The organism is Labrys sp. F242 (genome assembly GCF_057813875.1).
In genome coordinates, this window is record NZ_JBVASG010000002.1 from 718,117 (window position 1) to 741,536 (window position 23,420).

The 23,420-nt window shown below is 64.8% G+C and carries 21 protein-coding genes and 1 pseudogene; 9 read left to right on the forward strand and 13 right to left on the reverse strand.

Annotated elements, in window-relative coordinates; translation table 11 throughout:
- The first annotated feature begins 123 nt into the window (after positions 1-123).
- Positions 124-1,116 carry an alpha/beta fold hydrolase gene (locus tag ACZYTC_RS18840; protein WP_488990280.1) on the forward strand — a complete coding sequence of 331 codons (993 nt, stop codon included), beginning with the start codon at positions 124-126 and terminating at the stop codon, positions 1,114-1,116.
- Between the two features lie 197 nt (positions 1,117-1,313).
- On the opposite strand, the gene pyk is transcribed toward ACZYTC_RS18840, so the two are convergent.
- The 3 genes and pseudogenes from pyk to ACZYTC_RS18855 all read right to left on the reverse strand — a co-directional run bounded on the left by pyk (position 1,314) and on the right by ACZYTC_RS18855 (position 4,876).
- Complete coding sequence (gene pyk, locus ACZYTC_RS18845; protein WP_434958976.1) at positions 1,314-2,750, reverse strand: pyruvate kinase; 1,437 nt, start codon at positions 2,748-2,750, stop codon at positions 1,314-1,316.
- A gap of 438 nt (positions 2,751-3,188) precedes the next feature.
- Positions 3,189-3,743 (reverse strand): annotated as a pseudogene (locus ACZYTC_RS18850) (DUF1036 domain-containing protein); the annotation flags it as partial.
- A gap of 218 nt (positions 3,744-3,961) precedes the next feature.
- Positions 3,962-4,876: a DMT family transporter gene (locus tag ACZYTC_RS18855; RefSeq protein ID WP_434958975.1), complete on the reverse strand. Its 915-nt coding sequence runs from the start codon at positions 4,874-4,876 to the stop codon at positions 3,962-3,964.
- Positions 4,877-5,094: 218 nt separating this feature from the next.
- On the opposite strand from ACZYTC_RS18855, the gene ACZYTC_RS18860 reads away from it, so the two are divergent.
- Positions 5,095-5,916 carry an N-formylglutamate amidohydrolase gene (locus ACZYTC_RS18860; RefSeq protein WP_488990281.1) on the forward strand — a complete coding sequence of 274 codons (822 nt, stop codon included), beginning with the start codon at positions 5,095-5,097 and terminating at the stop codon, positions 5,914-5,916.
- Positions 5,917-6,112: 196 nt separating this feature from the next.
- On the forward strand, positions 6,113-6,358 hold the full coding sequence (locus ACZYTC_RS18865) for a DUF2312 domain-containing protein (RefSeq protein WP_149252861.1): 246 nt from the start codon (positions 6,113-6,115) through the stop codon (positions 6,356-6,358).
- Between the two features lie 238 nt (positions 6,359-6,596).
- On the opposite strand, the gene soxR is transcribed toward ACZYTC_RS18865, so the two are convergent.
- Positions 6,597-7,043, reverse strand: a complete 447-nt coding sequence (gene soxR / locus ACZYTC_RS18870) for a redox-sensitive transcriptional activator SoxR (RefSeq protein ID WP_434958973.1) — start codon at positions 7,041-7,043, stop codon at positions 6,597-6,599.
- A gap of 185 nt (positions 7,044-7,228) precedes the next feature.
- On the opposite strand from soxR, the gene ACZYTC_RS18875 reads away from it, so the two are divergent.
- Positions 7,229-7,816 carry an NADPH-dependent FMN reductase gene (locus ACZYTC_RS18875; protein WP_434958972.1) on the forward strand — a complete coding sequence of 196 codons (588 nt, stop codon included), beginning with the start codon at positions 7,229-7,231 and terminating at the stop codon, positions 7,814-7,816.
- A gap of 3 nt (positions 7,817-7,819) precedes the next feature.
- Here the strand turns inward: ACZYTC_RS18875 and ACZYTC_RS18880 are convergent, their stop codons facing one another.
- The 3 genes from ACZYTC_RS18880 to ACZYTC_RS18890 all read right to left on the reverse strand — a co-directional run bounded on the left by ACZYTC_RS18880 (position 7,820) and on the right by ACZYTC_RS18890 (position 10,127).
- A complete protein-coding gene (locus tag ACZYTC_RS18880; RefSeq protein WP_434958971.1) occupies positions 7,820-8,065 on the reverse strand; it encodes a hypothetical protein in 246 nt (81 codons plus the stop codon).
- Positions 8,066-8,158: 93 nt separating this feature from the next.
- Complete coding sequence (locus tag ACZYTC_RS18885) at positions 8,159-8,509, reverse strand: DUF3088 domain-containing protein (RefSeq protein ID WP_441772156.1); 351 nt, start codon at positions 8,507-8,509, stop codon at positions 8,159-8,161.
- A 13-nt stretch (positions 8,510-8,522) separates the two neighbouring features.
- Positions 8,523-10,127 carry an ABC transporter substrate-binding protein gene (locus ACZYTC_RS18890; protein WP_434958969.1) on the reverse strand — a complete coding sequence of 535 codons (1,605 nt, stop codon included), beginning with the start codon at positions 10,125-10,127 and terminating at the stop codon, positions 8,523-8,525.
- Positions 10,128-10,289: 162 nt separating this feature from the next.
- On the opposite strand from ACZYTC_RS18890, the gene ACZYTC_RS18895 reads away from it, so the two are divergent.
- Positions 10,290-11,156 (forward strand): sulfurtransferase, encoded by an 867-nt coding sequence (locus ACZYTC_RS18895; RefSeq protein ID WP_434958968.1) that lies wholly within the window; start codon positions 10,290-10,292, stop codon positions 11,154-11,156.
- A 38-nt stretch (positions 11,157-11,194) separates the two neighbouring features.
- Here the strand turns inward: ACZYTC_RS18895 and ACZYTC_RS18900 are convergent, their stop codons facing one another.
- From ACZYTC_RS18900 to ACZYTC_RS18910, 3 genes are all read right to left on the reverse strand, one after another.
- On the reverse strand, positions 11,195-13,162 hold the full coding sequence (locus ACZYTC_RS18900; protein WP_441772157.1) for a family 2A encapsulin nanocompartment cargo protein cysteine desulfurase: 1,968 nt from the start codon (positions 13,160-13,162) through the stop codon (positions 11,195-11,197).
- Positions 13,163-13,485: 323 nt separating this feature from the next.
- Positions 13,486-14,433 carry a family 2A encapsulin nanocompartment shell protein gene (locus ACZYTC_RS18905; RefSeq protein WP_434958966.1) on the reverse strand — a complete coding sequence of 316 codons (948 nt, stop codon included), beginning with the start codon at positions 14,431-14,433 and terminating at the stop codon, positions 13,486-13,488.
- A gap of 158 nt (positions 14,434-14,591) precedes the next feature.
- Entirely contained in the window at positions 14,592-15,002 is a 411-nt protein-coding gene (locus tag ACZYTC_RS18910; protein ID WP_488990282.1) for a hypothetical protein, read from the reverse strand.
- Positions 15,003-15,259: 257 nt separating this feature from the next.
- On the opposite strand from ACZYTC_RS18910, the gene epsC reads away from it, so the two are divergent.
- The 4 genes from epsC to ACZYTC_RS18930 all read left to right on the forward strand — a co-directional run bounded on the left by epsC (position 15,260) and on the right by ACZYTC_RS18930 (position 20,031).
- The gene (gene epsC / locus ACZYTC_RS18915; RefSeq protein ID WP_488990283.1) at positions 15,260-16,222 is read left to right on the forward strand and encodes a serine O-acetyltransferase EpsC; all 963 of its coding nucleotides are present in this window, start codon (positions 15,260-15,262) and stop codon (positions 16,220-16,222) included.
- A gap of 161 nt (positions 16,223-16,383) precedes the next feature.
- Positions 16,384-17,835, forward strand: coding sequence for an APC family permease (locus ACZYTC_RS18920; RefSeq protein WP_488990284.1), 1,452 nt, complete (start codon positions 16,384-16,386; stop codon positions 17,833-17,835).
- The gene (locus ACZYTC_RS18925) at positions 17,835-18,704 is read left to right on the forward strand and encodes an alpha/beta fold hydrolase (protein ID WP_434958962.1); all 870 of its coding nucleotides are present in this window, start codon (positions 17,835-17,837) and stop codon (positions 18,702-18,704) included. The genes ACZYTC_RS18920 and ACZYTC_RS18925 overlap by 1 nt, the downstream gene beginning before the upstream one ends.
- Complete coding sequence (locus tag ACZYTC_RS18930; protein WP_488990285.1) at positions 18,697-20,031, forward strand: tetratricopeptide repeat protein; 1,335 nt, start codon at positions 18,697-18,699, stop codon at positions 20,029-20,031. Before ACZYTC_RS18925 ends, ACZYTC_RS18930 begins: the two co-directional genes overlap by 8 nt.
- 15 nt (positions 20,032-20,046) lie before the next feature.
- Here the strand turns inward: ACZYTC_RS18930 and ACZYTC_RS18935 are convergent, their stop codons facing one another.
- The 3 genes from ACZYTC_RS18935 to ACZYTC_RS18945 form a co-directional block, all read right to left on the reverse strand.
- On the reverse strand, positions 20,047-21,078 hold the full coding sequence (locus ACZYTC_RS18935) for a PLP-dependent cysteine synthase family protein (RefSeq protein WP_441772162.1): 1,032 nt from the start codon (positions 21,076-21,078) through the stop codon (positions 20,047-20,049).
- A gap of 89 nt (positions 21,079-21,167) precedes the next feature.
- Positions 21,168-22,229 carry an LLM class flavin-dependent oxidoreductase gene (locus tag ACZYTC_RS18940; RefSeq protein WP_441772163.1) on the reverse strand — a complete coding sequence of 354 codons (1,062 nt, stop codon included), beginning with the start codon at positions 22,227-22,229 and terminating at the stop codon, positions 21,168-21,170.
- A 224-nt stretch (positions 22,230-22,453) separates the two neighbouring features.
- Positions 22,454-23,389 carry an ABC transporter substrate-binding protein gene (locus tag ACZYTC_RS18945; protein WP_441772164.1) on the reverse strand — a complete coding sequence of 312 codons (936 nt, stop codon included), beginning with the start codon at positions 23,387-23,389 and terminating at the stop codon, positions 22,454-22,456.
- Positions 23,390-23,420 lie beyond the last annotated feature (31 nt).

A 23,420-nucleotide genomic window follows, 5' to 3' on the forward strand; every position in this document is an offset into this window, starting at 1 on the left:
CCCCTCCCACCCGCTCCTGCCTGCGGCCCCAGGAAAGGCCGCAGCGCGCGGGGACTTTCGAGCCGGTTGCAAAACGGCTAGAAGCATATTTTTCCACCGGCTCCAGCACGCCAAAGGCCGCGATTGACCCTCTTTCTGCTCTTCATCGGCATTCTCCTTCTTGCGCATGGGCTCGGAGCCATCCAGGCCACCAATGTCATCGCCGCCCGCATCGCCGAAGAAAATCCGCCCGAAGGCATCTTCGTGCCCGTACCTGGCGGACGGCTGCACCTGATCGATCTTGGTGCCGGTCACAGCGGCGAAAAGCTGCCTGTGCTGCTGTTGCATGGCGCCACCTCCAATGCCCGCGACATCGTCTATGGCATCGGCGAGGATCTGGCGCGCCAGCGCCGCGTGATCGCCGTGGACCGGCCGGGGCATGGCTGGAGCGGCCGGCCGAACGGGCGCGGCGACGCTACCACCGCGGCGCAAGCCAAGCTGGTCATGGCAGCCCTGGATGGCCACGGCATCGACCGTTTCATCGTCGTCGGCCATTCCCTGGCCGGGTCGCTCGCCACGCTGCTGGCCGTCGAACACAGGGATCGGGTCGCCGGTCTGGTGGTGCTGGCCGGGGCCACCCATCCCTGGCCGGGCGGCATCGCCTGGTACTACCGCCTCGCCGCCCTGCCCATGCTGGGACGGCTCTTCGTGCACACCGTGATGACCCCGGTCGGAAGCTGGAGCCTGAAGAAATCGGTCGAGGACTCCTTCCGGCCGGGCGAGGCGCCGGCCGACTATGTGCGCAAGGCCAGCGCGGCCCTGGTGCTGCGGCCTGACGAGTTCCGCTGGAACGGGCAGGACGTCGCCGCTCTCAAAGCCTGTCTGACGAGCCAGTCTCCTCGCTATCACGAGATCACTGCCGCCACCGCCATCGTCGCCGATCCCGCTGATCACGTGGTGTCGACAAGCATCCATGCCGAGACGCTGCACCGGCAGGTGCAGGGGTCTCGGCTGGTCCTGGTGCCCGGCGCCGGCCATCAGATCCACTACACAGCCAGGCAGGTGGTGCTGGAGGAGATCAACCGCCTCGCCCAGGTTGCCGACGACCGTGGCTCGGCGCGGCAGGCCGCACAGTAGTTAGCCAACTATTTGAAATGGGTTCGGTGTGGCGTTTTTGCGGAAGTATGGGCGCCCGCAAATTGGACCCGCCGGGTGTCCGCCCTCTTTTGCGAGCTTTCGCCCCGAATTCCGGGGTTCACGCCATAAACGCAAAATATTAGCCGGCAACCATATTGCCGGCTAATATGTCTACGGCATTGTCGTAACAGGAACCGTCAGACCGCCTCGCCACCGTCGGCGCCGATCACGGCGATGCGCACCATGTTGGTCGCGCCCGGCGTGCCGAAGGGAATGCCGGCCATGATCAGCACACGCTGGCCGGTCTGCGCGAAGCCGTCTTGCGAGGCATGGCGGCAAGCACGATCGACCATGTCGCTGATGTCGCGGGCGTCGTCGGTGAGCACGGCATGCACGCCCCAGACCAAGGCGAGCCGGCGCGCCGTGCCGACATTGGGCGTGAGCGCCAGCAAGGGCTTCTCCGCGCGTTCGCGGGCGATGCGGATGCCGGTCGAGCCCGAGGCCGTCCAGGCGATCAGGGCGGCGAGGTCGAGCGTTTCGGAGATGGTGCGCGCGGCCGCCGCTATGGCGTCGGCACCGGTCTGCTCGGGCTCGCTGCGCTGGGCGTTGATGATGGTGCGGTGCAGGGCGTCGCGCTCCACTTCCTCGGCGATGCGGTTCATCGTCGCCACCGCCTCGCGCGGGAATTCGCCGGCGGCACTCTCGGCCGAGAGCATGACCGCATCCGCCCCTTCATAGACCGCCGTGGCGACGTCCGAGACTTCGGCGCGCGTCGGCACCGGAGAGGTGATCATCGATTCCAGCATCTGGGTCGCCACCACGACCGGCTTGCCAAGCTTGCGCGCGCCGCGCACGATCCGCTTTTGCAGGCCGGGCACCCTTTCGAGCGGCAGTTCGACGCCAAGGTCGCCGCGTGCCACCATCAGGGAGTCGGAAGCAGCGAAAATCTCGTCGAGACGCAGGATCGCCTGCGGCTTTTCGATCTTCGACATCACCAGCGCACGACCCTGGATGATCTCGCGCGCTTCCAGAACATCCTCGGGACGCTGCACGAAGGAGAGAGCGACGATGTCGACGCCCGCACCGAGTCCGGCCTCCAGGTCGGCATGATCCTTTGGCGTCATCGCCGAGACGGCGATCTCGGTATCGGGCAGCGAAACGCCCTTGCGGTTCGACATCTTGCCGCCGACGATGACCTCGGTGACAGCGCGATCGCCGGTCGCCTCAGTGGTCTTCAGCCGCACCTTGCCATCATCGAGCAGTAGCGTATGGCCGGGCCGCAGGGCCGACAGGATTTCCGGATGAGGCAAATAGACCCGGCTGGCATCGCCCGGCGTCGGATCGGAATCGAGGGTAAAGCTGGCCCCATTGGCCAGTTTCACCGCACCGCCGACAAACTCGCCGATCCGCAGCTTGGGGCCCTGGAGATCGAGCAGGATGCCGATCGGCCGGCCGCATTCCTTCTCGACATCGCGGATCAGGCCGACCATTTCGCGCATGCGGTCATGCGAGGTGTGGCTCATATTGATGCGGAACAAATCCGCACCGGCGCGGAACAAATGGGCGATCATCTCCCGCGACGAAGAGGCAGGTCCCAAGGTGGCGAGAATTTTTACTTTTCGCTGGCGTCGCATACGACCGTTTCTTTCTTATCTTGGTATTTTGCGCGGATCTTGGCGCGCTGGCACAGCGCATCCGCAAGGATGAGATGGCACTCTAGTCCGATTTTCGCGCCAGTTAAGTGACATATATGCCACGCTGGCCCGCTAATTCGCGGAGGGTGCCGAGGCCGGTCGTTCAGGGGGCAAAGGCGGAGCGGGCGTGGTTGGCGTGCCTTCCGCTGGGGGAGGTGCCTCCGTCCCGGACTGCGGGGCGACCGTATCCTGCGGCGGCTTATCCGGCTCGGGTTTGTCCGGAGCGGGCGGGCTTGGGGCGGGCTGGTTCGGCGGCTGCGTGCCTTCGCCGGAGGGCTGGGCCGGCGCAGCGGGCGCCGGTGCTGCGGGAACGGGTGCATCTTGCGGCGTCAATGGCGACGGCGTCGCAGGCGAGACCACCGGCGGCGTGGTCACGACCGGCGGATTGGCTGGCGTGGGCGCCGCACCGGAGGCTGGCGGAACCGCGGGTGCTGGCGCATTGGGCGCCGAAGGCCCCTGGGCTGGGGGCGTGTCGGACGGGGCGTTCGACTTGGGCTTTGCCCCATTCTGGGCCTGCTCGGAAAGCTGGACCGTCCAGGCTTTCTGCTCGCTGGTGTCGATCTCGAAATAGCCGGTGCGGTTATAGCCGCGCGCCAGGCAGTTCTCGAAACCGCGAATGGTGAATTCCTTGTCGCGCGAGCACATGAAGGCGTTGCCGCTCCATTCCCCGCCCTGGTCGTAGTCGACCGCATAGACATAGTAGAATCGTGCCGCCAGCGGGCCCTTCAGGATGGACTCGCAGCTGCGCGCCGCGACGTTCCACCAGCCCTCGGTGAGCCAGCCCTGCTTGTCGCGATAGCCGACGGCGACGCCCACCCGGCTCGAGGTGTTGTTGCACAGGCGAAAATCGGCCTTGGCCGGGCTGGCGGCGAGCAGCGGCGCCACGCAGATCACGGTCGCGGCGAGCGGGAGGCGAAGAGAGGAAGAGATCATCCGGAACGATTCGACCTTGAGGGCCTTCTTGATACCGTTTCGTTCGGGCGCAAGGAAGGCAGCAAAGCGTTTTGCGATTTAACAAAATCGCCAGGAATCACAAAGGCGGGTCGAAACAAGGCGCCAGAGCAAAGCGCGTTCAGGTCCGAACGCGCTTTGCTCTGGAGAGTGTAAACCCCGATTGTCTTTGCCGATATCCTCAACCTTTCACCCTTGTCTCAGGCCGGCCGCGGACGCGAGACCCAGATGCCGGTGATGATGACCAGGCCGCCGAGCCCCTGCAGAAGCGAGACCGGTTCGTCCAGGATCACCCAGCCAAGCGCTGCGGCGGCCACCGCCTCCAGGAAGATCACCAGCGAGGAGAACACCACCGGCAGCGAGCCGAGCGCGACCGACAGCAGGCCCTGTCCGCCGGCATGGCTGACCCAGGCCAGGGCGATCAGCACGAGCCAGCCCGTCGCTCCGGCCGGCAGGAAGCGCTGGCCCAGACTCTGGGTCGCCCATAGCGCTGCCACGGCCAGGATCGCCACCGTCACCACCGACATGTAGAAGGTGAGCCGCGCGGCGCGGTGGCGCAGCCTTGCTTTCTCCACCGCCAGGAAATAGGCGCCGAAGAAGATTCCCGTCACCCCGGCAAAGCCGTCGCCGACGAGATGGCCCGGAGCAAAGCCGAGAGACTGGGCGACCAGCGCCAGCCCGCCCAGCAGGCACAGGCCGAGGCCAATCAGGGCGGCGCGGCTCGCCTTGCGCCGGTAGACCAGCCATCCCAGGATCACCACCCACAGGGGCGCCATGGTGGCGAAGAAAGTGGCATTGGCTACCGTGGTATTGGTAATGGCGAGGTGCCAGAAGAAGAGGTCGCCGGCAAAAAACACGCCGGTGGCGATCACCGGCAAGGAGAAGGCCGGGCCGGCGTCGGGCGTATCGGCCTTGCTTTCTTCCAGGCGCATCCAGGCATAGAGCACCGGCAGCGCCAGCAGCACCCGGTAGAAGGCGCTGGCGAAGGGCCCGACATCCGTCAGCCGCACCAGGATCGGCGAGATGCCCATCGCCATGGCACCGGCGATCAGCGCGGCGAAAGCAGGCCAGAAGGCGCTTGGCGCCGGTGCCGCGGATTGGGCTGCAGAGCTCATCGGAAATAGTTCCTGGCAGGTCATTCGAACAAAGCGCGGTTTCTTCGAATGGCGGTTTTTCTAACTCTTTGTTTTGACGCTATTTTTAATAGAAAAGTCCATCGACTTTTCTATAGAACGCTTTGGTGCGCCTGCATTGCGAAAGTCCGAAGCGGGACGTCGCATTGGCTGTGGCGCCGGCCTCCGCTCGTCTTTATGCTGCCCGCTTCGATACCACAATGTCAGTATCCCCCTTGCAGTCCGATTTCTCACCTATCGAAAGGCTGGATGGCCAGCCCGACTCCGGTCTCATCCTGCTGTGCGACCACGCCTCCAACACCCTGCCCGCCGAATATGGCACGTTGGGGCTGCCGCCGGCCCAGCTCGAGCGCCATATCGGCTACGACATCGGGGCGCGGGCTGTTACGCTCGCCTTGTCAGCGCGACTTCGGGCTCCTGCCTTGCTCACACGCTTCTCGCGCCTGCTGATCGACCCCAATCGCGGCGCGGATGATCCCACTTTGGTGATGCGCCTGTCCGATGGCGCGCTGATACCTGGCAATGCCCGTGCCGACCACGCCGAGATCGCCCAGCGGATCGAACGCTTCCACCGCCCCTATCATCGGGCGATCGGCGAACTCGTGAACGAGAAGCTCGCCAGCGGCATCGTACCGGTGCTGTTTTCGGTGCATTCCTTCACGCCGGTCTGGCGCGGCGTGCCGCGTCCCTGGCACGTCACCCTGCTCTGGGACAAGGATCCGCGCATCATCCGGCCGATGATCGAGGCCTTCAAGCGCGACACGGCCCTGGTCGTGGGCGACAACGAGCCCTATGATGGCGCCCTGGAAGGCGATACGCTTTATCAGCACGCCACGCTGCGCGGCCTGCCCCATGCCTTGATCGAATTGCGCCAGGACCTGATCGGCACCCAGGAAGGAGCACAGGATTGGGCCGACCGTATCGCCCGCGCCCTGTCGCCCCTGATCATCGATCCCGCCGTCCGGCGCATCGAACATTGGGGATCGCGCACCGGGACCCAGGCCCAGTCCTCGCATCGATGAAGGCGAATGCCGAAACAGATACGCCTTCCGCAAGACAGGTGAGCAAATCCCTAACCTTTATCGGAAACCCTAGAGGCTGTTTTCGAAGCGCCTTTGCGATTCCCGGCAGTCCGCCAAATCGCAAGACGCTCTGGGACTTGACCCGACTCGGCTTTATCAGCCACATCCGCCCCCAAATTTGTCTCAGGAGTAAGCAATGACGGACGCAACCTCGGTCGCCGCCGACCAGCTCAAGTCGATCATCGAGCGCATCGAGCGCCTCGAAGAGGACAAGAAGGCGATCGCCGACGACATCAAGGAAGTCTATGGCGAGGCCAAGGCCAACGGCTTCGACGCCGCCATCCTGCGCAAGATCGTGTCGCTGCGCAAAAAGCCAGCGGCCGAGCGCGCCGAGGAAGACGCCATCCTGGAGCTCTACCTCCAGGCCCTCGGCATGGAGTAAGGATTCGTCCGTCAACAAACGGATCGATTTGGCTCGACTTTTGTCATTGCCGGACTTGACTCGGCAATCCAGCTCGCTTCCTGGCCTCGAAGACGGGGCCGCTGGATGCCCGGGTCGAGCCCTGGCATGACAAAGGCAGCGCATCCGTCATTTCCGGACAATGGCTAAAGCCAAGCTGCTTGGTGATCAGGCGGGTATCGGCGGGATGTACCCTGGCGATGCCCGCTGATCGGCGACCTCAATTGTTGCGCGTCGTCACCCAATATCGAGGCCCGGGGCCAAGGCGGCCGGCGCGGTCGTCCGGATTGGCGAGCTGGCAGAATTCCAGCGACAGGCAGCCGCAGCTGATGCAGCGCGTAAGACCGCTCTTCAGCCGCTGCAATTCGGCAATCCTGGCATCGATCCGCTCGGTCCAGGGCTGGGATAATTGTGCCCAATCCTCTCCCCCCGGCACGTGATCGGTGGGCAGCCGGGCGAGCTCCTCCCCGATCTCCTCCAATGACATGCCCAGACGCTGGGCGAAGACGATGAAAGCGATGCGCCGCAGCGTCGAACGCGCAAAGCGCCGATGCCCGGAACCGGCGCGTTCGGACCGGATCAGGCCGCGCTCTTCGTAATAGCGCAGAGCCGACGCCGCGACGCCCGATCGGCGTGAAATCTGATTGATGGTGAGGGTCGGATCCATGCCCGCCATCAAAGCATATTTGCCGCTTGATCTCAAGTTCACTTGAACTTGTATAAGGACTCATCCTTTGCATGGAGGCTGAGTTCGATGACAAACCGAGCGACCGACCGACGTACCGAACCATCAAAAATCCCAAAGTGTTCCGGCTTTCTGCGCATTGAGTTGGCAGACTGTGGGAGCCCAACATGAGCCGGGCTCCGTTCCGCCTCGGCCTGATCTATGGCAGCAGCCGTCGCGGCCGCTTCTGCGATATCATGGGCCATTGGGTGCAACTGCGGCTCGCCCAATCAGGGATGTTCGACATCGACCTCGTCGATCCCCAGCAGATCGACCTTGCGGCACTGCTGCATCAGGAGGATTGCCCAACGAGACAGGCGTTGCGCCGCCGGCTGGCCGACGCCGATTGCTTCATCCTGGTAACGCCGGAATACAATCATGGCTATACGGCAGCCACCAAGCTGATCATCGATGCGGCCAGTCGCGAATGGGCGGAAAAGCCGATCGCCTTCGTCTCCTATGGCGGCATTTCCGGGGGGCTACGGGCGGTCGAGCAATTGAGGCTGGTCTTCGCCGAGCTGCATGCGATCGCCCTACGCGATAGCGTGAGCCTGGCCAATGCCTGGCGGGCGACCGATGCCGATGGCCGCCTTGTGCCCGGCTCCGAGACCAGTCAGGCCATGGATGTCCTGATCGGCCAATTGCACCGCTGGGCGCGCACGCTCAGGCAAGTCCGGCAGGTGGATACCGCCATGGCCTCGACGCAAACCCAGTGAACTTCAGCCGTGCCGGAACGACCCGGTGCCGGCCTGCCGCAATTGCAGCCCGTTCAGGGCGAGCCAGCGCTCGACCTCGAGGGCCGTGACCTGCCCGATGCCGCGTTCGGCAAGCAATTCGTCCCAGGAATAGGCCGTTGCGATCGTGGTCAGGTTGCGAGCGCGCTGCGCCAGCGTGCGCCCTCCCTTGTGAGCATGGCGCCCTTGCAAGAGCTGATCCAGAGCCCGCCGCCTCAAGCGCATGGCCATGTCCTCCTTTCCAAGAGTCTCATTGCTTCGACGCGCCGTTGCGATTTGAAGCGGTCTATTCAAACCACACGGCGCTTTGGCGCCCGGCCGCCGTCAGCCATGCAGGCGCGGAAAGCCGTGACGCTCGGCCAGCAGTTCGAGAATGCGCTGGGTCGGCTTGACGAAGGCAGCGTCGCCGAAGTGCTCCGCATCGTCGGGAACCGGTCCCTCCCGCAGGACCAGCGCTGGCAGGGACTGGTTGACCTCGCCCAGTTCGGCGATCACCGCCCGGCGCGGCCGGGCGAAGGGCACGCGTTCGATGTCGAGATGCCCGGCCAGTTCGGGAAAGCTCGCCAGCACACCTTCGATCTGGTTGCTGTGCGGGCAGACAAAGCGCTGCCCTGGATAGTTGGGATCCTCGAATCCGGGTTCAAGCAGAAACAACTTGTCGCGGCTGCGGCTCATGCCTGGTCTCCTGTCAGTTCGTGTCGGCGCGCACGGGCGCCGGGCGCTTCTCGACGCGATCGTAGAACACGTCGCCATAGGGGCTCTGGAAATAGCCGGTGACGCCCTTGGCGAGCACGATCTGGTCGCTGTCCTGCAGGATCACGACATAGGGTGAGCTTTTCTGGATCTTGCGCTGCAACTCCTCATAGAGGGCGATGCGCCTGGCCGGATCCTGCTCCTTGACGGCCGCGGCCGTCTCGTCGCTGAGCTCGGGGATGACCCAGCCGGCCTGCTTGGCGACGGTGTTGCGCTTGTTGTCGCGATTGACGGCGAAGGCGCCGGCATTGGAATGCGGGTCGAAATAATCCGGGCCCCAATAGCGCAGGGTCACCTCATATTGCCCGGAGCGTGCCTTGGCGAAGATCTCGCTGCTCACACCCGGCTGGATGTCGAGCGTGAGGCCGGCCTGGCCGAAGCTCTGCTGCAGGGATTGGGCGATGGTGAGAAAGAGCGGCTCGTTGAAGACCGGGAAACTGATTCTCGTCGGGCCGATGCCGGCATCGGCCAGGATCTTCTTGGCCTTCTCGACATCAAGCTTGTAGGGGGTATCGCCCAAGGCGCCCGGGAATCCGGCGGGCAGGAAAGCCTGGTGCACGCGATACTGGCCGCGCAGCAGGTTCTTGGCGATGCCCTCATAGTCGACGAGATAGCGCGCTGCCTTCCAGAAGGCCGGATTGCCGAGGGTCGGATTGGCCTTGGTGTTGATCAGGAGATATTCGAGCCGCGCCGAAGGCGTTGCATAAATGCTGACCTGGCTCTTGTCCCTGAGCGTCTCGACCTGGTCGATGCCGAGGCCACGGGCGATGTCGACGTCACCCTGCTCCACCAGCAGGCGGCGGGCCGCCGGATCCGGGACATTGCGGAAGATGAGCCCCTGCAGTTTGGGTGCGCCGCCAGGCGAAGCTGGGTTGGCGTCCAGCACCAGCGCCTCATGCGCGGTATAGGAGTTGATCTTGAAGGCGCCGCTGCCGGCCGAATGTGATTTGAGCCAGCCATTGCCGAAGTCGCCATTGCTGGCTTGCGGCGCGAGCACCGCTTCGTCGAGAACCGAGGCGACGTTGGCGGTGAGGATGGCAAGCACGAAGGACGGAGCGACATCAGCTTGCCAGGTCAGCTTGACTTTGCCGTCATCGACCTTGCTGATGGCAGCTTCGACATTGTCGGCAGTCCAGCCGAGTTCGTTCAGGATAAAGGCGGGTGCCTTGTTGAGCTTCACGGCGCGGCTGAGGGAGAAGATCACGTCTTCCGGCCGGACGGGATTGCCGGAGGCGAATTTGGCGTCCCTGGCCAAGGTAAAGGTCAGGCTCTTGCCATCGCTGCCCGCTTCCCAGCTCGACGCCAACGCCGGCTTGATGCTGGCGCTGGCATCGCGATCGGCTTGTACCAGGCGCTGATAGAGGGCGTTGGCCACCTGCCCCGTCGTCGACTCGAAGGCCTCGGCCGGGTCGAAGCTGGTGACGTCGTCGATGGATTGCGCCACCACGGCGATTCCCGGCGGCGTTTCCGCCCATGCCGCAGGCGCCTGCAGGGCGAGAGCGAGGGCCGTAAAGCCGAAAAGTCCGATCTTGCTTCGCATGCCACTTGCTCCGAATTCAAAGGAAAGGATGCGTCTTTCGAGCGATATGGCTGAATAATGACAGGGAACAGAGCTTGGTCAAGATTATTATATAAAAATTATGGACTAAGTGTATTTATGAATTAAGCTCGCCTTCCGGACACTCCTGCAACGAGGCAAGCGATGACGACACCAGCTTCCACATCCCTGGTTACGGCGGACTGGCTTCTCGAAAATCTGGACAATCCCAAGGTGCGGATCTTCGAGGTCAGCGTCGATCCGACCGTCTATGAGCGCGGCCATATCCCCGGAGCAGTCAATCTCGACTGGCATCGGGACCTGGTCGACACCGTCAACCGCGATATCGCCTCGCGCGAGAAGCTGCAGGACACCCTGCGCAAGGCCGGTGTGGGGGACGACACCACCGTGATCGTCTATGGCGACAACAACAATTGGTTCGCCGCCTGGGGCGTATGGGTGCTTGACGTCTATGGCTTCGGCGAGCGCGCCAAGCTGGTGGACGGCGGGCGCAAGCTCTGGGAAGCCCGCGGCCTCGCCCTCACCGCCGACGTGCCTGATCTTTCAGCCTCCGCGCTCACTTTGCCGGACCGCAACGAAGCCCTGCGCGCCCGGCTTCCCGACGTGCTCGGCTTTGCCCAGGGCAAGGTCGACGGACAGCTGGTCGACATCCGCTCGCCCGACGAATATGCCGGCAAGATCTTCGCCCCCGAAGGCGTGAAGGAACTCGCGATCCGGGCCGGCCACGTACCGGGCGCCGAGAACGTGCCCTGGGCCACCATCGTCAACGAGGACGGCACCTACAAGCCCGTCGAGGAGATCCGCGGCATCTATGCCGCCAAGGGCATCGACGGAACCAGGCCGATCATCACTTATTGCCGCATCGGCGAGCGCTCGAGCCATAGCTGGTTCGCCCTCAAGCGCATCCTCGGCTATGACGCCCGCAACTATGACGGCTCCTGGACCGAATATGGCAATGCCGTCGGCGTTCCCGTCGACAATCCGTCGGGCACGATCTGGCTGGGCAAATAGGTTTTTGGAGCGCGGACTGGAAGTCCGCGCTCCAAGGATCAGCGATAGCCCCGCCCGCTCTGGATCTTTCTCAGCGCCGCCACCAGCGCATCGACATCGTCATACGTATTGTAGAAGGCCAGCGACGGCCGCACCGTGCTTTCCAGGCCGAAGCGGCGCAGGATCGGCTGGGCACAGTGATGGCCGGCGCGCACCGCGATGCCCTCGCGATCGAGCGCCACGCCGACATCCTGGGTCCGGCAGCCATCCAGCACGAAGGAGAGCACGCTCGCCTTTTCCTTGGCGGTGCCGATCAGCTTGAGGCCGGGCACGCTAAGCATATGCTCGGTGGCGTAGACCAGGAGTTCATGCTCATAGCGGCCGATCACATCCATGCCGATCGTCTCGACATAGTCGAGCGCCGCGCCGAGCCCCACCGCGTCGGCGATGTTGCCGGTACCAGCCTCGAAGCGTTCGGGCGGGCCATGATAGATCGTCTTCTCGAAGGTGACGTCGGCGATCATATTGCCGCCACCCTGCCAGGGCGGCAGATGGGCGAGCACGTCGGGCTTGCCATGCACCACACCGATGCCGGTCGGGCCGAACACCTTGTGACCCGAGAACACGAAGAAATCGGCATCGAGAGCCTGCACGTCGGTGCGCATATGCGAGACGGACTGGGCGCCATCGACAACCACCGTAGCGCCGTGGCGCTTGGCGATGGCGACCATCTCCCGCGCTGGCGTCACCGTGCCGAGTGCGTTGGAGACCTGCGTGATCGAGACGATGCGCGTGCGCGGATTGATGAGCTTCTCATATTCCTCGAGAATCACCTGCCCGGTGTCATCGACCGGGGCGACACGCAGCTTGGCGCCCTTCTCGGCGGCGAGCATCTGCCAGGGCACGATATTGGCGTGGTGCTCCAGCCAGGTGACCAGGATCTCGTCGCCTTCCCCGACATGGCGGCGTCCGAAGGCCTGCGCGATCAGGTTGATGCCCTCGGTGGTGCCGCGCACGAAGATGATGTCGCGGGTCGAGCCGGCATTGAGGAAGCGCCGCACTTTTTCGCGCGCGCCCTCATAGGCGTCGGTTGCCCGCGCCGCCAGCGCATGGGCCGCGCGATGGATGTTGGAATTCTCATGCTCGTAGAAATGGCTGAGGCGGTCGATCACCGCCTGCGGCTTCTGAGTGGTTGCCGCATTGTCGAGCCAGATCAACGGCTTGCCATGCACCTGCGTCTGCAGGATCGGGAAGTCGCGTTTGACCGATTGCGCATCGAAGGGGCGGCCCGATGGGGCAAGATCCGGCACTGCGTCGGGACGCAGTTCCAGGGAAATCGCACTGAAATCAGGAAGGCGCGGGGCAGCCGGAACGGCGGGCGAGCCCACCTGCGGCGCGACCGACGGAATTTGCGGACTAGGTGGCGCCACCGGAACGGCTGGCGGGGTGGCGAGAGGCGGCGCAGGCGGTTGCGAGGGAGCGAGGGATTGTCCGTCGCGCAGGAAATAATAGCCATCCTCGGACGGCTGGGCGATCGAGCCGGGAACGGAGGCCGTGGACGGAGCCTGCAAAGGTGCGGCGGCGGCCACGTCGGGACGCAACAGCGATAGAAACTCGGCAAGACCCGGCGGCAGGACGGAGAAGTCGACCTGGGTCGGCACACTGGGCACGAAGGGGCCGGCCGAGCCACCGGGCTGCGGCACGTCCGAGGGGACTGCCGACGCACCCGATAGCGGCTGCGGAGCGGTGGCAGGCGCGATCGGGATGGTCGGTGTCGGCACGATCGAGGGAATGGTCACGGGCGGCAGGTCCGGCGGGCCGACAGGCGGGCGTGCCGGCACCTGCGGGGCGACGCTGGTGGTGATGGAAGGCGCCGGCGCCAGCGTCGGGCTCGGCGGGACCGCCGGCACGGTTGGCGCCAGCGGCACGGTGCCCTGGCCGGGGGGCGCCTGGAACAGGGCATTGGCGAGATCTGCCAGCACCGTCGGATCCGGCCAGGTCGGGCTTGAGGTAAGGCCTGATGTCATCGAGCGGGAGCTCCTTAAAAAGGGCGGTCGTCATGGCGGGGAATGGCTCCTATCCCTGCCCAGAGAAGCGCGGCTTGCCTTCCACACGAAGCTGGGGAAGGTGCCCAAACGAAGTTTGGGCGGATGGGGTGTGGCGGGCAGCGCGGTGTACTTGACGAGATGGCACCACGGTCGCCCGAGCTTCGGAGATGGCGTCACGCCGCCCTCCACACCCCTTCCGACTCGACTTCGTCGGGCCACCCCTCCCCACTTCGTGGAGAGGGCCGATCGCACCATACTCGGTATGGTCGAGATAAAGGCTCGCCTGTCGGCATCAGCCCCGATCAGACATATTTGTCGGGATAGTCGTGATATTTGCCCACCTCGACGCCTTCCAGCACGGCCAGGGCATCATGGGTGAGGATGGCCGAGGAGCAGTAGAGCGAGATCAGGTAGGAGGCGATGGCCTTGCGGTTGATGCCCATGAAGCGCACCGACAGGCTGGGCTGCACCTCGCCGGGCACGCCGGGCTGGAACAGGCCGATGACGCCTTGCTTCTTCTCGCCGGTGCGCAGCAGCAGGATGTTGCTCTTGCCCTTGGCGTCGACCTCCAGCTTGTCGCTCGGCACCAGCGGCAGGCCACGCCAGGTCAGGAAGGGCGTGCCGAACAAGGTAACGGTCGGCGGCGGCACGCCGCGGCGGGTGCATTCGCGGCCGAAGGCGGCGATGGCGCGCGGATGGGCCAGGAAGAAGGAAGGTTCCTTCCAGACTTTGGTGATCAGCTCGTCCAGATCGTCGGGCGTGGGAGCGCCGGTACGGGTCTTGATGCGCTGGCTGGCCTGCGCATTGGGCAGGAGCCCATATTCCTTGTTGTTGACCAGCTCGTTCTCCTGCTTCTCCTTCACCTTCTCGATGAGGAGCCGCAGCTGTTCCTGGATCTGGTCGTAGGGATGGCTGTAGAGATCGGAGACGCGGGTCTGCACGTCGAGCACCGTGGTGACGGCATTCAACGAATATTCGCGCGGCGCCTCCTCATAGTCGACGAAGGTCTCCGGCAGGTCCGGATCCTGGTCGCGGCGGGGCGAGCACTCGACTTCGGCGCTGATGTCACCCTGGTCTTCCTTGACCCGGTTGAGGCGATAGATGCCGGCTTCCACCGGTGTCCAGGGCAGGAAGGAAACCAGCCAGCGCGGCGTGATGCCGGACCACTGGGCCCTGGTCTTGGTGGCATTGGCAAGCTGTCTTGCCGCCGCTTCGTTCAATGTTCGGCGAACGGCGGGTTCATCGGCCATACGGTGCTCCTTGTCTGGTTCATGGCGCGGAAGAAGATCTGGATTTGCCCTGTATCGAGGCCGGCAAGGCTCCGGACAAATGGGCTAACAACCGACGTGTCACGTGGCTTTGGCAAACCCCGCGAGCAACGCGTGAAATAGGCTCGAACCTCGCCATTTCAGGCCCTTTCCCCGGCCACGGTGTCGACGAGCGGGGCTGGCGCCGTCGGCCCAACTGAGTAGGGACGCTGGGCGTCCCGGTAGAAGTCGAGAGCCTTGTCGATGAGGCCGGCCGAACGGTGGAAGCGGTCGGACAGGATCAGGATGGTCTGGTCGCGGGTGAAACCGTCTTCGCGTATGGCGTCGAAGGCTTCGCCGATATCGAGCCATTGCGCCGGCGGCCGCCGGTTGCGGCGGTCACGGTCGGGCTTGGCGGGATCGAGCAGTTCGGCGATCAGGCTGAGGAATTGCGGCGAGGCATAGGCTTCGCGCAGCCACGCGCCCGCCTGCTGCTTGGCGGCGATGATGCGGCCCTGCTCGATCAGCCTGCGCAGATAGGCCGTACGGGGGCAATAGCGCGCCTTAGCCACGGCCGGCCTCTGTCGCTGGCGCAAGACCGGCTGGCCCAGTATCGGGACGGAAGCGGATCGCGGGCAACGACGGGGCAAAGGCAGGTCTCATGAGGCGTTCCGTGTGGCGAGTTCGATCTTGAGAACACAGCTTCGATTGAAATTTACAATTTGTCTATAGAAATAGTAGATAATTAAATTTAGAACGACGGGGGCGATGCATGGCGGAGCATCTCCGCCGGTTTTCCCGACCCCTGCCGCCGAGAAGAGGCCGTGCCATGAACGACATCGCACAGCATGCCATCGCCTTGCAGGAAGAGGCATCGACCGCCACGCGGCCGCCCACGCCGGGCTGGAATCTCGATGCCCTGGTGGCGCAACTCAGGCTCTCTCGTGAGATCACCCACAATATCCGCCATCAGGGCCGCATCCGCCGCACGCCTTCGCGCGAGACGGTGACGACCATTCTCGACGGGCTGAAGGCCGCCCTCTTTCCCAGCCATTACGGCCAGTCGGAAATCGGTGCCGGCAATATCGATTATTTCGTCGGCTCGACACTCGACAATGCCCTGATCCTGCTCACCGAACAGGTGCGCCGCAGCCTTGCCTTCACGCGCGACGATTCCGTGCCGGAGAACAGCCTGCGCGAGCAGGCCCTGGCGATCACCAGCACTTTCGCCGGCCGGTTGCCCGCCATTCGGGGTGTGCTGGTCAGCGACCTCAGCGCTGCCTTCCGCGGCGATCCCGCAGCCACGAATTTCCCCGAGATCCTGCTTGGCTATCCCGGCATGACGGCGATCATCTATCATCGTCTCGCCCATGCCCTGCATGGCCTGGACGCCACGTTCCTGGCCCGGCTGATCTCCGACATCGCCCATTCGAAGACAGGGATCGACATCCATCCCGGCGCCGAGATCGGCGGCAGTTTCTTCATCGACCACGGCACCGGCGTGGTTGTTGGCGAAACCGCCGTCATCGGCGAGCGCGTGCGTCTCTACCAGGCCGTGACGCTGGGAGCCCGCCATTTTCCCACCGACGAGAACGGTGCGCTCGTCAAGGGCAGCCCCCGCCATCCCATCGTCGAGGACGACGTCGTCATCTATGCCGGCGCCACCGTACTCGGCCGCATCACCATCGGCCGCGGCTCGGCCATCGGCGGCAATGTCTGGCTGACCCGCAGCGTGCCGCCCGGGAGCCAGATCACCCAGGCCCATGCCCGCAGCAACGGACAGGTCGACTAGACCAAGCTCGCAGGCTTTCGCATTGCCTCCTGCTATGCGCGGGAAGGCTTGTAATTTTTTATTATATAAAGTCTATAGATTTAATTGACATAACTTCAAAAGCCACTGATGCTGACAATCGGCCGGTGCGGGCCGTCCGCGCCGACGACGCGGGGAAGACCATGAGCAGCGTGACGACTGAGGGCGCCCAAGCCGCGCCCCTCGAAGGCAGGGGCTCCCTTGCCAGCAACCGCCTTTCACTACCGGAAGTGATCGCCCAGTCGATCGGCACGGTCGCTCCCTCCGGCACGCCGGCTCTGGTCATTCCCGTGGTTTTCGGGGTAGCCGGCAACGGGACATGGCTCGCTTATCTGTTCGCCACTATCGCCCTGCTGTTCGTTTCCTGGAACATCAACCAGTTCGCCCGCCGCACCGCCAATCCCGGTGCACTCTATGTCTTCGCCGGCCAGGGCCTCGGTGGTTTCTGGGGCGTCGTCGCAGGCTGGTCGCTGCTGATCGCCTATCTCTTTACCGCGGCGGCCGTGATCGGCGGTGCAGTGAACTCCCTGCTCGTACTCGCCCACACCTTCGGCATTCAGGAGGCTGATGGGGCCCTTACCCTCGTCGTCAGCCTCCTGGTCATCGTCGCCGCGTGGTGGTTCGCCTATCGCGACATCCGTCTGTCGACGAGGACAACCCTGATCATCGAACTGGCCACCGTCGCACTGATCCTGGTCGTGGTGCTGGGTTCGATCTTCTGGGTCGGACCCGCCATAGACAACGCGCAATTCACACTGGAAGGCGTCGGCGCCGACCAGTTGCGCCTCGGCCTGGTGCTGGCCTTCTTCAGCTTCGTCGGCTTCGAGAGCGCCACGACATTGGGGGCGGAAGCCCGCGACCCCTATCGCGCCATTCCGCGCGCCGTGATCGTCAGCGTAGTGGCGATCGGGCTGCTCTTCATCGTCAGCGCCTATGGCCTGACCGGCGCCTTCCACGCTCTGCCGGTGACACTGGACAAGGCCGAAGCTCCTCTGACCACCGCGGCCCAGGGCATTAACCTGGGCTGGGTCGGCAGCCTGATCGATCTCGGCGTGGCGCTGAGCTTCTTTGCCTGCACCCTGGGCAGCCTGAATGCCGGCGCCCGCGTGCTCTACGCCCTTTCCGGGCATGGCCTGTTCCATGGCTCGGCCGGCAATGCCCACAAAGTCAATGCCACCCCGCATGTCGCGGTCACCATCCTGGCGGTGGTTGCCATCGCCCTCTCGCTGGCCCTCACGCAGACGGGCTACGGCCTTCTCGATGCCTTCGGCCTGCTCGGCAGCGTTGCCACTTTCGGCTTCCTGTTCGCCTATATTCTGGCCGCGGCCGGCGTGCCCTTCTTTCTCAGCCGTATCGGCGAGTTCAGGCCTTGGCACGGGCTGGTGAGCCTCATCACCATTGTCTTGCTGCTGATCCCGCTGGCCGGCAGCGTCTATCCCATTCCGGCCTGGCCCTTCTCGATCCTGCCCTACATCTTCCTCGGCCTGCTGGCGCTTGGCGTGATCTGGTTCCTCGTCCTGCGTGTCGCACGCCCCGCGTCCCTGGCCGCGCTCGAACAGGATCTCCTCTCCACCGGCAACCGCACGGAGCGGTGATGACACAGATTTCCGCGCCGACCGCTCCCCTCCCGGGTGTTCGAAATCGCTCTGTCGAACTGCCCAACGGCTTGCGTCACCATTTCGTCGAGGTGGGGAGCGATGGCCCTCCGCTCGTGCTGCTGCACGGCTACACCGACAGCTGGCGCAGTTTCGAACCCCTCTTCGCCCGGCTTGGCCAGCAATTTCGCCTGTTGGTCTTGGACCAGCGCGGGCATGGCGGCTCGGATGCCGCCGAGCAATACGCCATTGCCGACTTCGCAGGCGATGCCATCGACTTCATCGAGGCGGTGGTGGGAGGGCCGGTCCATCTTGCCGGCCATTCGCTTGGCAGCATCGTCGCCCAACGCGTGGCAGCCCGCCGGACCGACCTTGTTCACAGCCTGGTGCTGATCGGCGCCGCGCCCGACGCGGCGGGCCATGCAGGCCTTCTCGAACTGCGCACCGAATTGGCTGGCCTGTCGTCGACCATCCCGCGCGATTTCATCGAGGCTTTCCAGAAAGGCACGACCTTCGCGCAGCTCTCCGACCCACAGCTTGCTATTTTCGTCGAGGAAAGCCTCAAGCTGGCACCCGAGACCTGGCGCAAGGTTCTTGACGGCCTCGTCGACGAACGCGCACCGCCACGACAGACTCTCAACTTGCCAGCCCTGGCACTTTGGGGGGCGCAGGACAGCGTGTTCGACGAGGGCACGCAGATCCGCCTCGCCCGTCATATTCCCGATCTCACCGCGATCCATTATCCTGCCATCGGCCATGCGCCGCATTGGGAAAGTCCAGCGCGGGCGGCTCAGGACATCGCCAATTTTCTCGCCGCCGTCGAAGAGGAAACCGTCGCAGCTAAGAAGGACGACCGTCATCATGCCTAAGGACGCTCAGGGACTCGAGATCACCGGCTCGCCGGCCTCGGTACAGGCTCTCGATCAGGCCGTCAGCGACTACTATGCCTGGAAGGGTGACCCTGTCGCCGTGCTGCAGGAGGCAGTCGACCGCGACCCGGCCTTCACCCTGGGGCACAGCGCGATCGCTTCCTTGCTGGTGCTCAATGGCCTGCGCGGCGATCATCCCGCCGTGACTGCGGCGCTGTCGGCGGCCCAGGCTTCGATCGGCGGTGCCGGTACCCGCGAAAACCGCCATCTCCAGGCGGCGCAGGCCTGGGCATCAGGCCAGATCGTTGTCGCCACCAATATCTGGGAAGACATCCTCATCGACCAACCCGTCGACGCCCTGGCGCTGCGATTTGCCCATGACAGCTATTTCTATCTCGGCCATTCGCTCAGCATTCGCGATTCCGTCGCGCGGGTGCTGCCGGCCTGGGATCCGCAGGGCGCCAATTACGGCTATGTCCTCGGCCAATACGCCTTCGGCCTGGAAGAGGCCGGGGAGCTGCGCCACGCCGAAGAGGTCGGCCGCGCCGCCATCGCCCGCAATGCCGAGGATGGCTGGGCCGTGCACGCCGTGGCCCATGTGCTGGAAACCGAAAGCCGCCAGGCCGAAGGCATCGAGTTCCTCAAGGCCTCGCGCCCGGCCTGGAGCAAGGCCCACGCCCTCTCCATCCACAATGGCTGGCACCTCGCCCTCTATCTCATCGAGGAAGGCCGCTTCGCCGAGGTTCTGAGCGACTATGACCGTTTCGTCGCGCCGAGGTTGACGGGCGAATCCCTGCTCGACCTCGTCGACGCCTCCGCCCTCCTCTGGCGCCTGGAACTCGCTGGTGCCGATGTCGGTGGGCGCTGGGCTCCCCTCGCCGAAAGCTGGCTCGGCCATGTCGACGAGCATGTGCTGGTGTTCAACGACCTCCATCTCGCTCTTGCCGTGTCGAGGGCTAATAATGCCGAGGGGGTGCAGCGTCTGCGCCGTTCGCTCGACGCCTATGCCCGCGACGGGATCGGCGACAACAGGGATATCACGGTCGATGTCGGCCGCCGCCTCGTCGACGGCGCCCTCGCCTTTGCCGAAGGCGACTATGCAAGGAGCATCGAGCTGATCCTGCCGGTGCGCTACAAGGTCATCCGCATCGGCGGCAGCCATGCCCAGCGCGATCTGGTGACGCAGACCCTGATCGCCGCTGCCGAACGCTCTGGGCGGACCAATCTGGCCAGGGCGCTGCTGGCAGAGCGCCTCGCGGTTCGCCCGACGGAGCGCACCAGGCAGGCCTATGCACGGGCCGGCGGCGTGACGGCGGAGCACGCCTGATCGATCTTGCGCTCGCTATTCTGCTGCGCTCGGCCGCTCCACGCCGGGCGCCGTCTCCAGTGGCCACCAGGTAGAGCCGAGATAGCGCTCGCCCGTATCGGGCAGGATGGCGACGATGACCTTGCCGGCGTTCTCCGCCCGGGCCGCCAATTGGGTGGCAGCCCAGAGCACGGCGCCTGAGGAAGTGCCGGCGAAGATGCCTTCTTCCGCCACCAGCTCCAGCGCCGTCCGGCGCGCCTGCGCCGTGCCCAGCGCGATGATCTCGTCGGCGATCCCGGTATCGAAATTCTTCGGCAGTTGCTCGGGCGGCACCTCGCTCACCTTGTGCACGCCATCGATCTCGTCAGGATAGGGGTTCTCCTCCGTCGGAATGGATCCTTCGGCCGGCTCGGCGATCACCACTTTCAGGCTGGGTTTCTTCGATTTGAGGAAGCGCCCGGCGCCGGCCGTGGTGCCGCCGGTGCCGACCCCGCCGACAAGAATGTCGACGCTGCCGGCCGTATCGCGCCAGATCTCCGGACCCGTCGTCTCGAAATGGGCCCGCGGATTGGCGGGATTGGCGAGTTGGTCGGCGAAGAAGGCCGAGGGATTTTCCTCGCGGATGCGCTGCGTGATCTTGTCGATCGCCTCCGGGTCGAGGAAGAACTCGTTCTTCACCGTGACGATCTCCGCCCCGTAGAGGCGCAGCAGCTTGACCTTGTCCTGGCTGATATTGTCGCTGACATAGAACTTGGCCCGATAGCCCCGCGAGGCCGCCACCGCGGCCAGGCCGATGCCGGTATTGCCGCTGGTCACGTCGACGATGAGATCGCCGCGGTGCAGCTGGCCGGCCGCCTCGGCCTCCGCAATGATGGCCCAGGCCGCACGATCCTTGATGCTGCCGGCGGGATTGAAGAACTCGATCTTGGCGACGATCCGCCCGAACAGATTGCGGTTGCGGGCATAATTGTGCAGCTCGAGCAGCGGCGTGTTGCCGATCAGATCGGTGAGATTGTCGTGGATCTGGCCAGGCTTTGCCACGGCGGCGCGGAGATTGCCGGAATTCATGTCATGTCTCGACTGTCTTGGTGAGGGCTGCTTCGGAGCGCGGACTTCTCAGCGACAGGTTCACCTGTCGCGATATCCGCATCGTCCTTTCACAAATGCCGCGCACGGGCTGAAAAAGAAGCGGACTGGAAGTCCGCGCTCCCAGCGCCCCAGCCAAGTTCGGGCGCAATGCGCTGGATGAAATCGGTGAGGATCTGCTCGTAGTCGTGCTGCCCGAAGGCATAGGGAAGCTCCAGCCTGAATTCGCCGACCCCGGCGAGCACCGGATCGGCGATGAGGCGCTCCAGGATCTGATCGGAAGAACCCACGAGATCGGCAGCATAGAGCGTGCGCCGGGGACCATTGGGCGCGAGCGTGCGGGCATGCCGGCTCGCGGCATAGTCGGCATAGCGCTGCCGCGTCACCCGATCGGCACTGTCATAGGGCACGATGACACGGCCGAGGGCGACGCGGGGCCGGGCCGAAGCCGCGCGATAGGTTTCGAGCTGGCGCACCTGCGCCTCGAAGAAATCGTCGGTGCCCTCGCCCGTAGTGACGTTGCCCATCAGCAGGTTGAAACCGCTGCGGCCGGCCCATTCGGCCGAACGCAACGAGCCGCCGCCGTACCAGAGGCGTTCGACCAGTCCCTTGGCATAGGGCTGCAGGCGGGGCCGGATGCGACCACCGGGAATGTCGATCAGGCTGTCGGGCGCCCCGAGATAGCTGCCGCGGAGATTATCGGCCAGCCGTTGGACCCTCGCATGGGAGAAGTCATGGCTGCGCCAGTCGCCGTCGAAAACCAGCGGCGCCAGCAATTCGGCATGCGGCGGCGTGCCGGCGCTGAGGCCGACATTGAGCCGCCCGCGCGAGAGCACGTCGACGGTGGCAAGATCCTCGGCCAGGCGATAGGGGCTCTCATAGCCGATCGGGATCACCGCGGTGCCGAGCTGGATGTGGCGGGTGCGCTGGCTCGCCGCCGCCAGGAAGACCGCCGCAGCGGAGACGCCCGGTTCGAGATGGCGCTGGCGCACCCAGGCGCTGTCATAGCCGAGGCTTTCGCCGAGCTCGAACAGCTGCAGCGTGCGCTCCAGGCCGCCCGCCGGATCATCGTCCGGATAGCTCCCCGGCGAGAGGAAGCCGACATGGCTGACGAGGGGAGAAGGCATGGGCATCCTTTCGGAAAGAGGCGTGCCGATCCTTCCCCGACTTCGGGGAAGGTGTCGCTGCGCAGCAGCGACGGAAGGGGGAGAGTGGTGCGCACCCGTCAGACTTGGGCGGCTTGGCACCACTCTCCCCTCCCCGACTTCGGGCCACCCTCCCCGAAGTCGGGGAGGGGTTGTCGCGCAACAAGCCTAAGGTTGGCGTCTACACATGGTGGCAATGGTCATGACCGCCCTCAGCTCTTCGGCAGGCCCTGGGGGTTGGTCTCGGCCTTCTCGATCGCCTCGGCGCTCAGGTTCCAGCGGGCGAGCGTCTTGGCATATTTGCCGTCCTTGATCAGGCCGTTGACAGCGATCGTCACGGCATCGGCGAGACCGCCGCCCTTGCGGGTGGTGACGGCGATATCGGCTGTGATCGGCCAGCCGCCCGAAATGGTGCCGACCAGCTTGGTCTTGCCCGTCTGCGCCGACTGGAAGGCCTGGGTAGCGTTCACGCTGAAGGTGATGTCGGCGCGGCCGGATTGCAGCGCCAGCGTCTTCACCGCATCGTCGTCGTAATACTGCACCTCGATCGGTTTGAGGCCGGCGGCCTGATTCTGCTTGTCCCAAGCCAGCAGGATCTTCTCCTGGTTGGTACCGGCATCGGTGATCACCTTCAGGCCGGCAATGTCCTTGGGCTCCTTCACCGAGGTGATCGGGCTGTCCGACTTGACATAGAGGCCGAGAATGTCACGCCGATAGGTGGAGAAATCGAACTTCTCCTTGCGCTCCTCGGTCACCGTGACGTTGGTGATCACGGCATCATATTTACCCGAGGAGAGGCCGAGCGGCCAATCCGCCCAAGTCACCGTCTCCAGCACCAATTCCTTGCCGAGGCTGTCGGCCACCAATTGCGCAAGATCCGGGTCGAAGCCGACGGGCGTCTTGGAATCGGTGGCATAGGTCACGATCGGCGGCAGGCCGGGATTGACCGCCACGGTGAATTTGCCATCCCGCACGAATTTGGCATCCTTGGCGATCGCCTTGATCGCCTCCTCGTTCTTGTCGGCACGCAGGCGGCCGGGTTGCTCCGGGCTGAGATCGAATTCGCCGGCGAAAGCGGCAAAGCTGAGGCCGAGGGCCAGGGCGGCCGCAAGGGCGCCGGCGGCGATAGAGGCGGAACGGGTCGTCATGGAGTCTCCTGATCGGGCTTGAGAGGAAGGG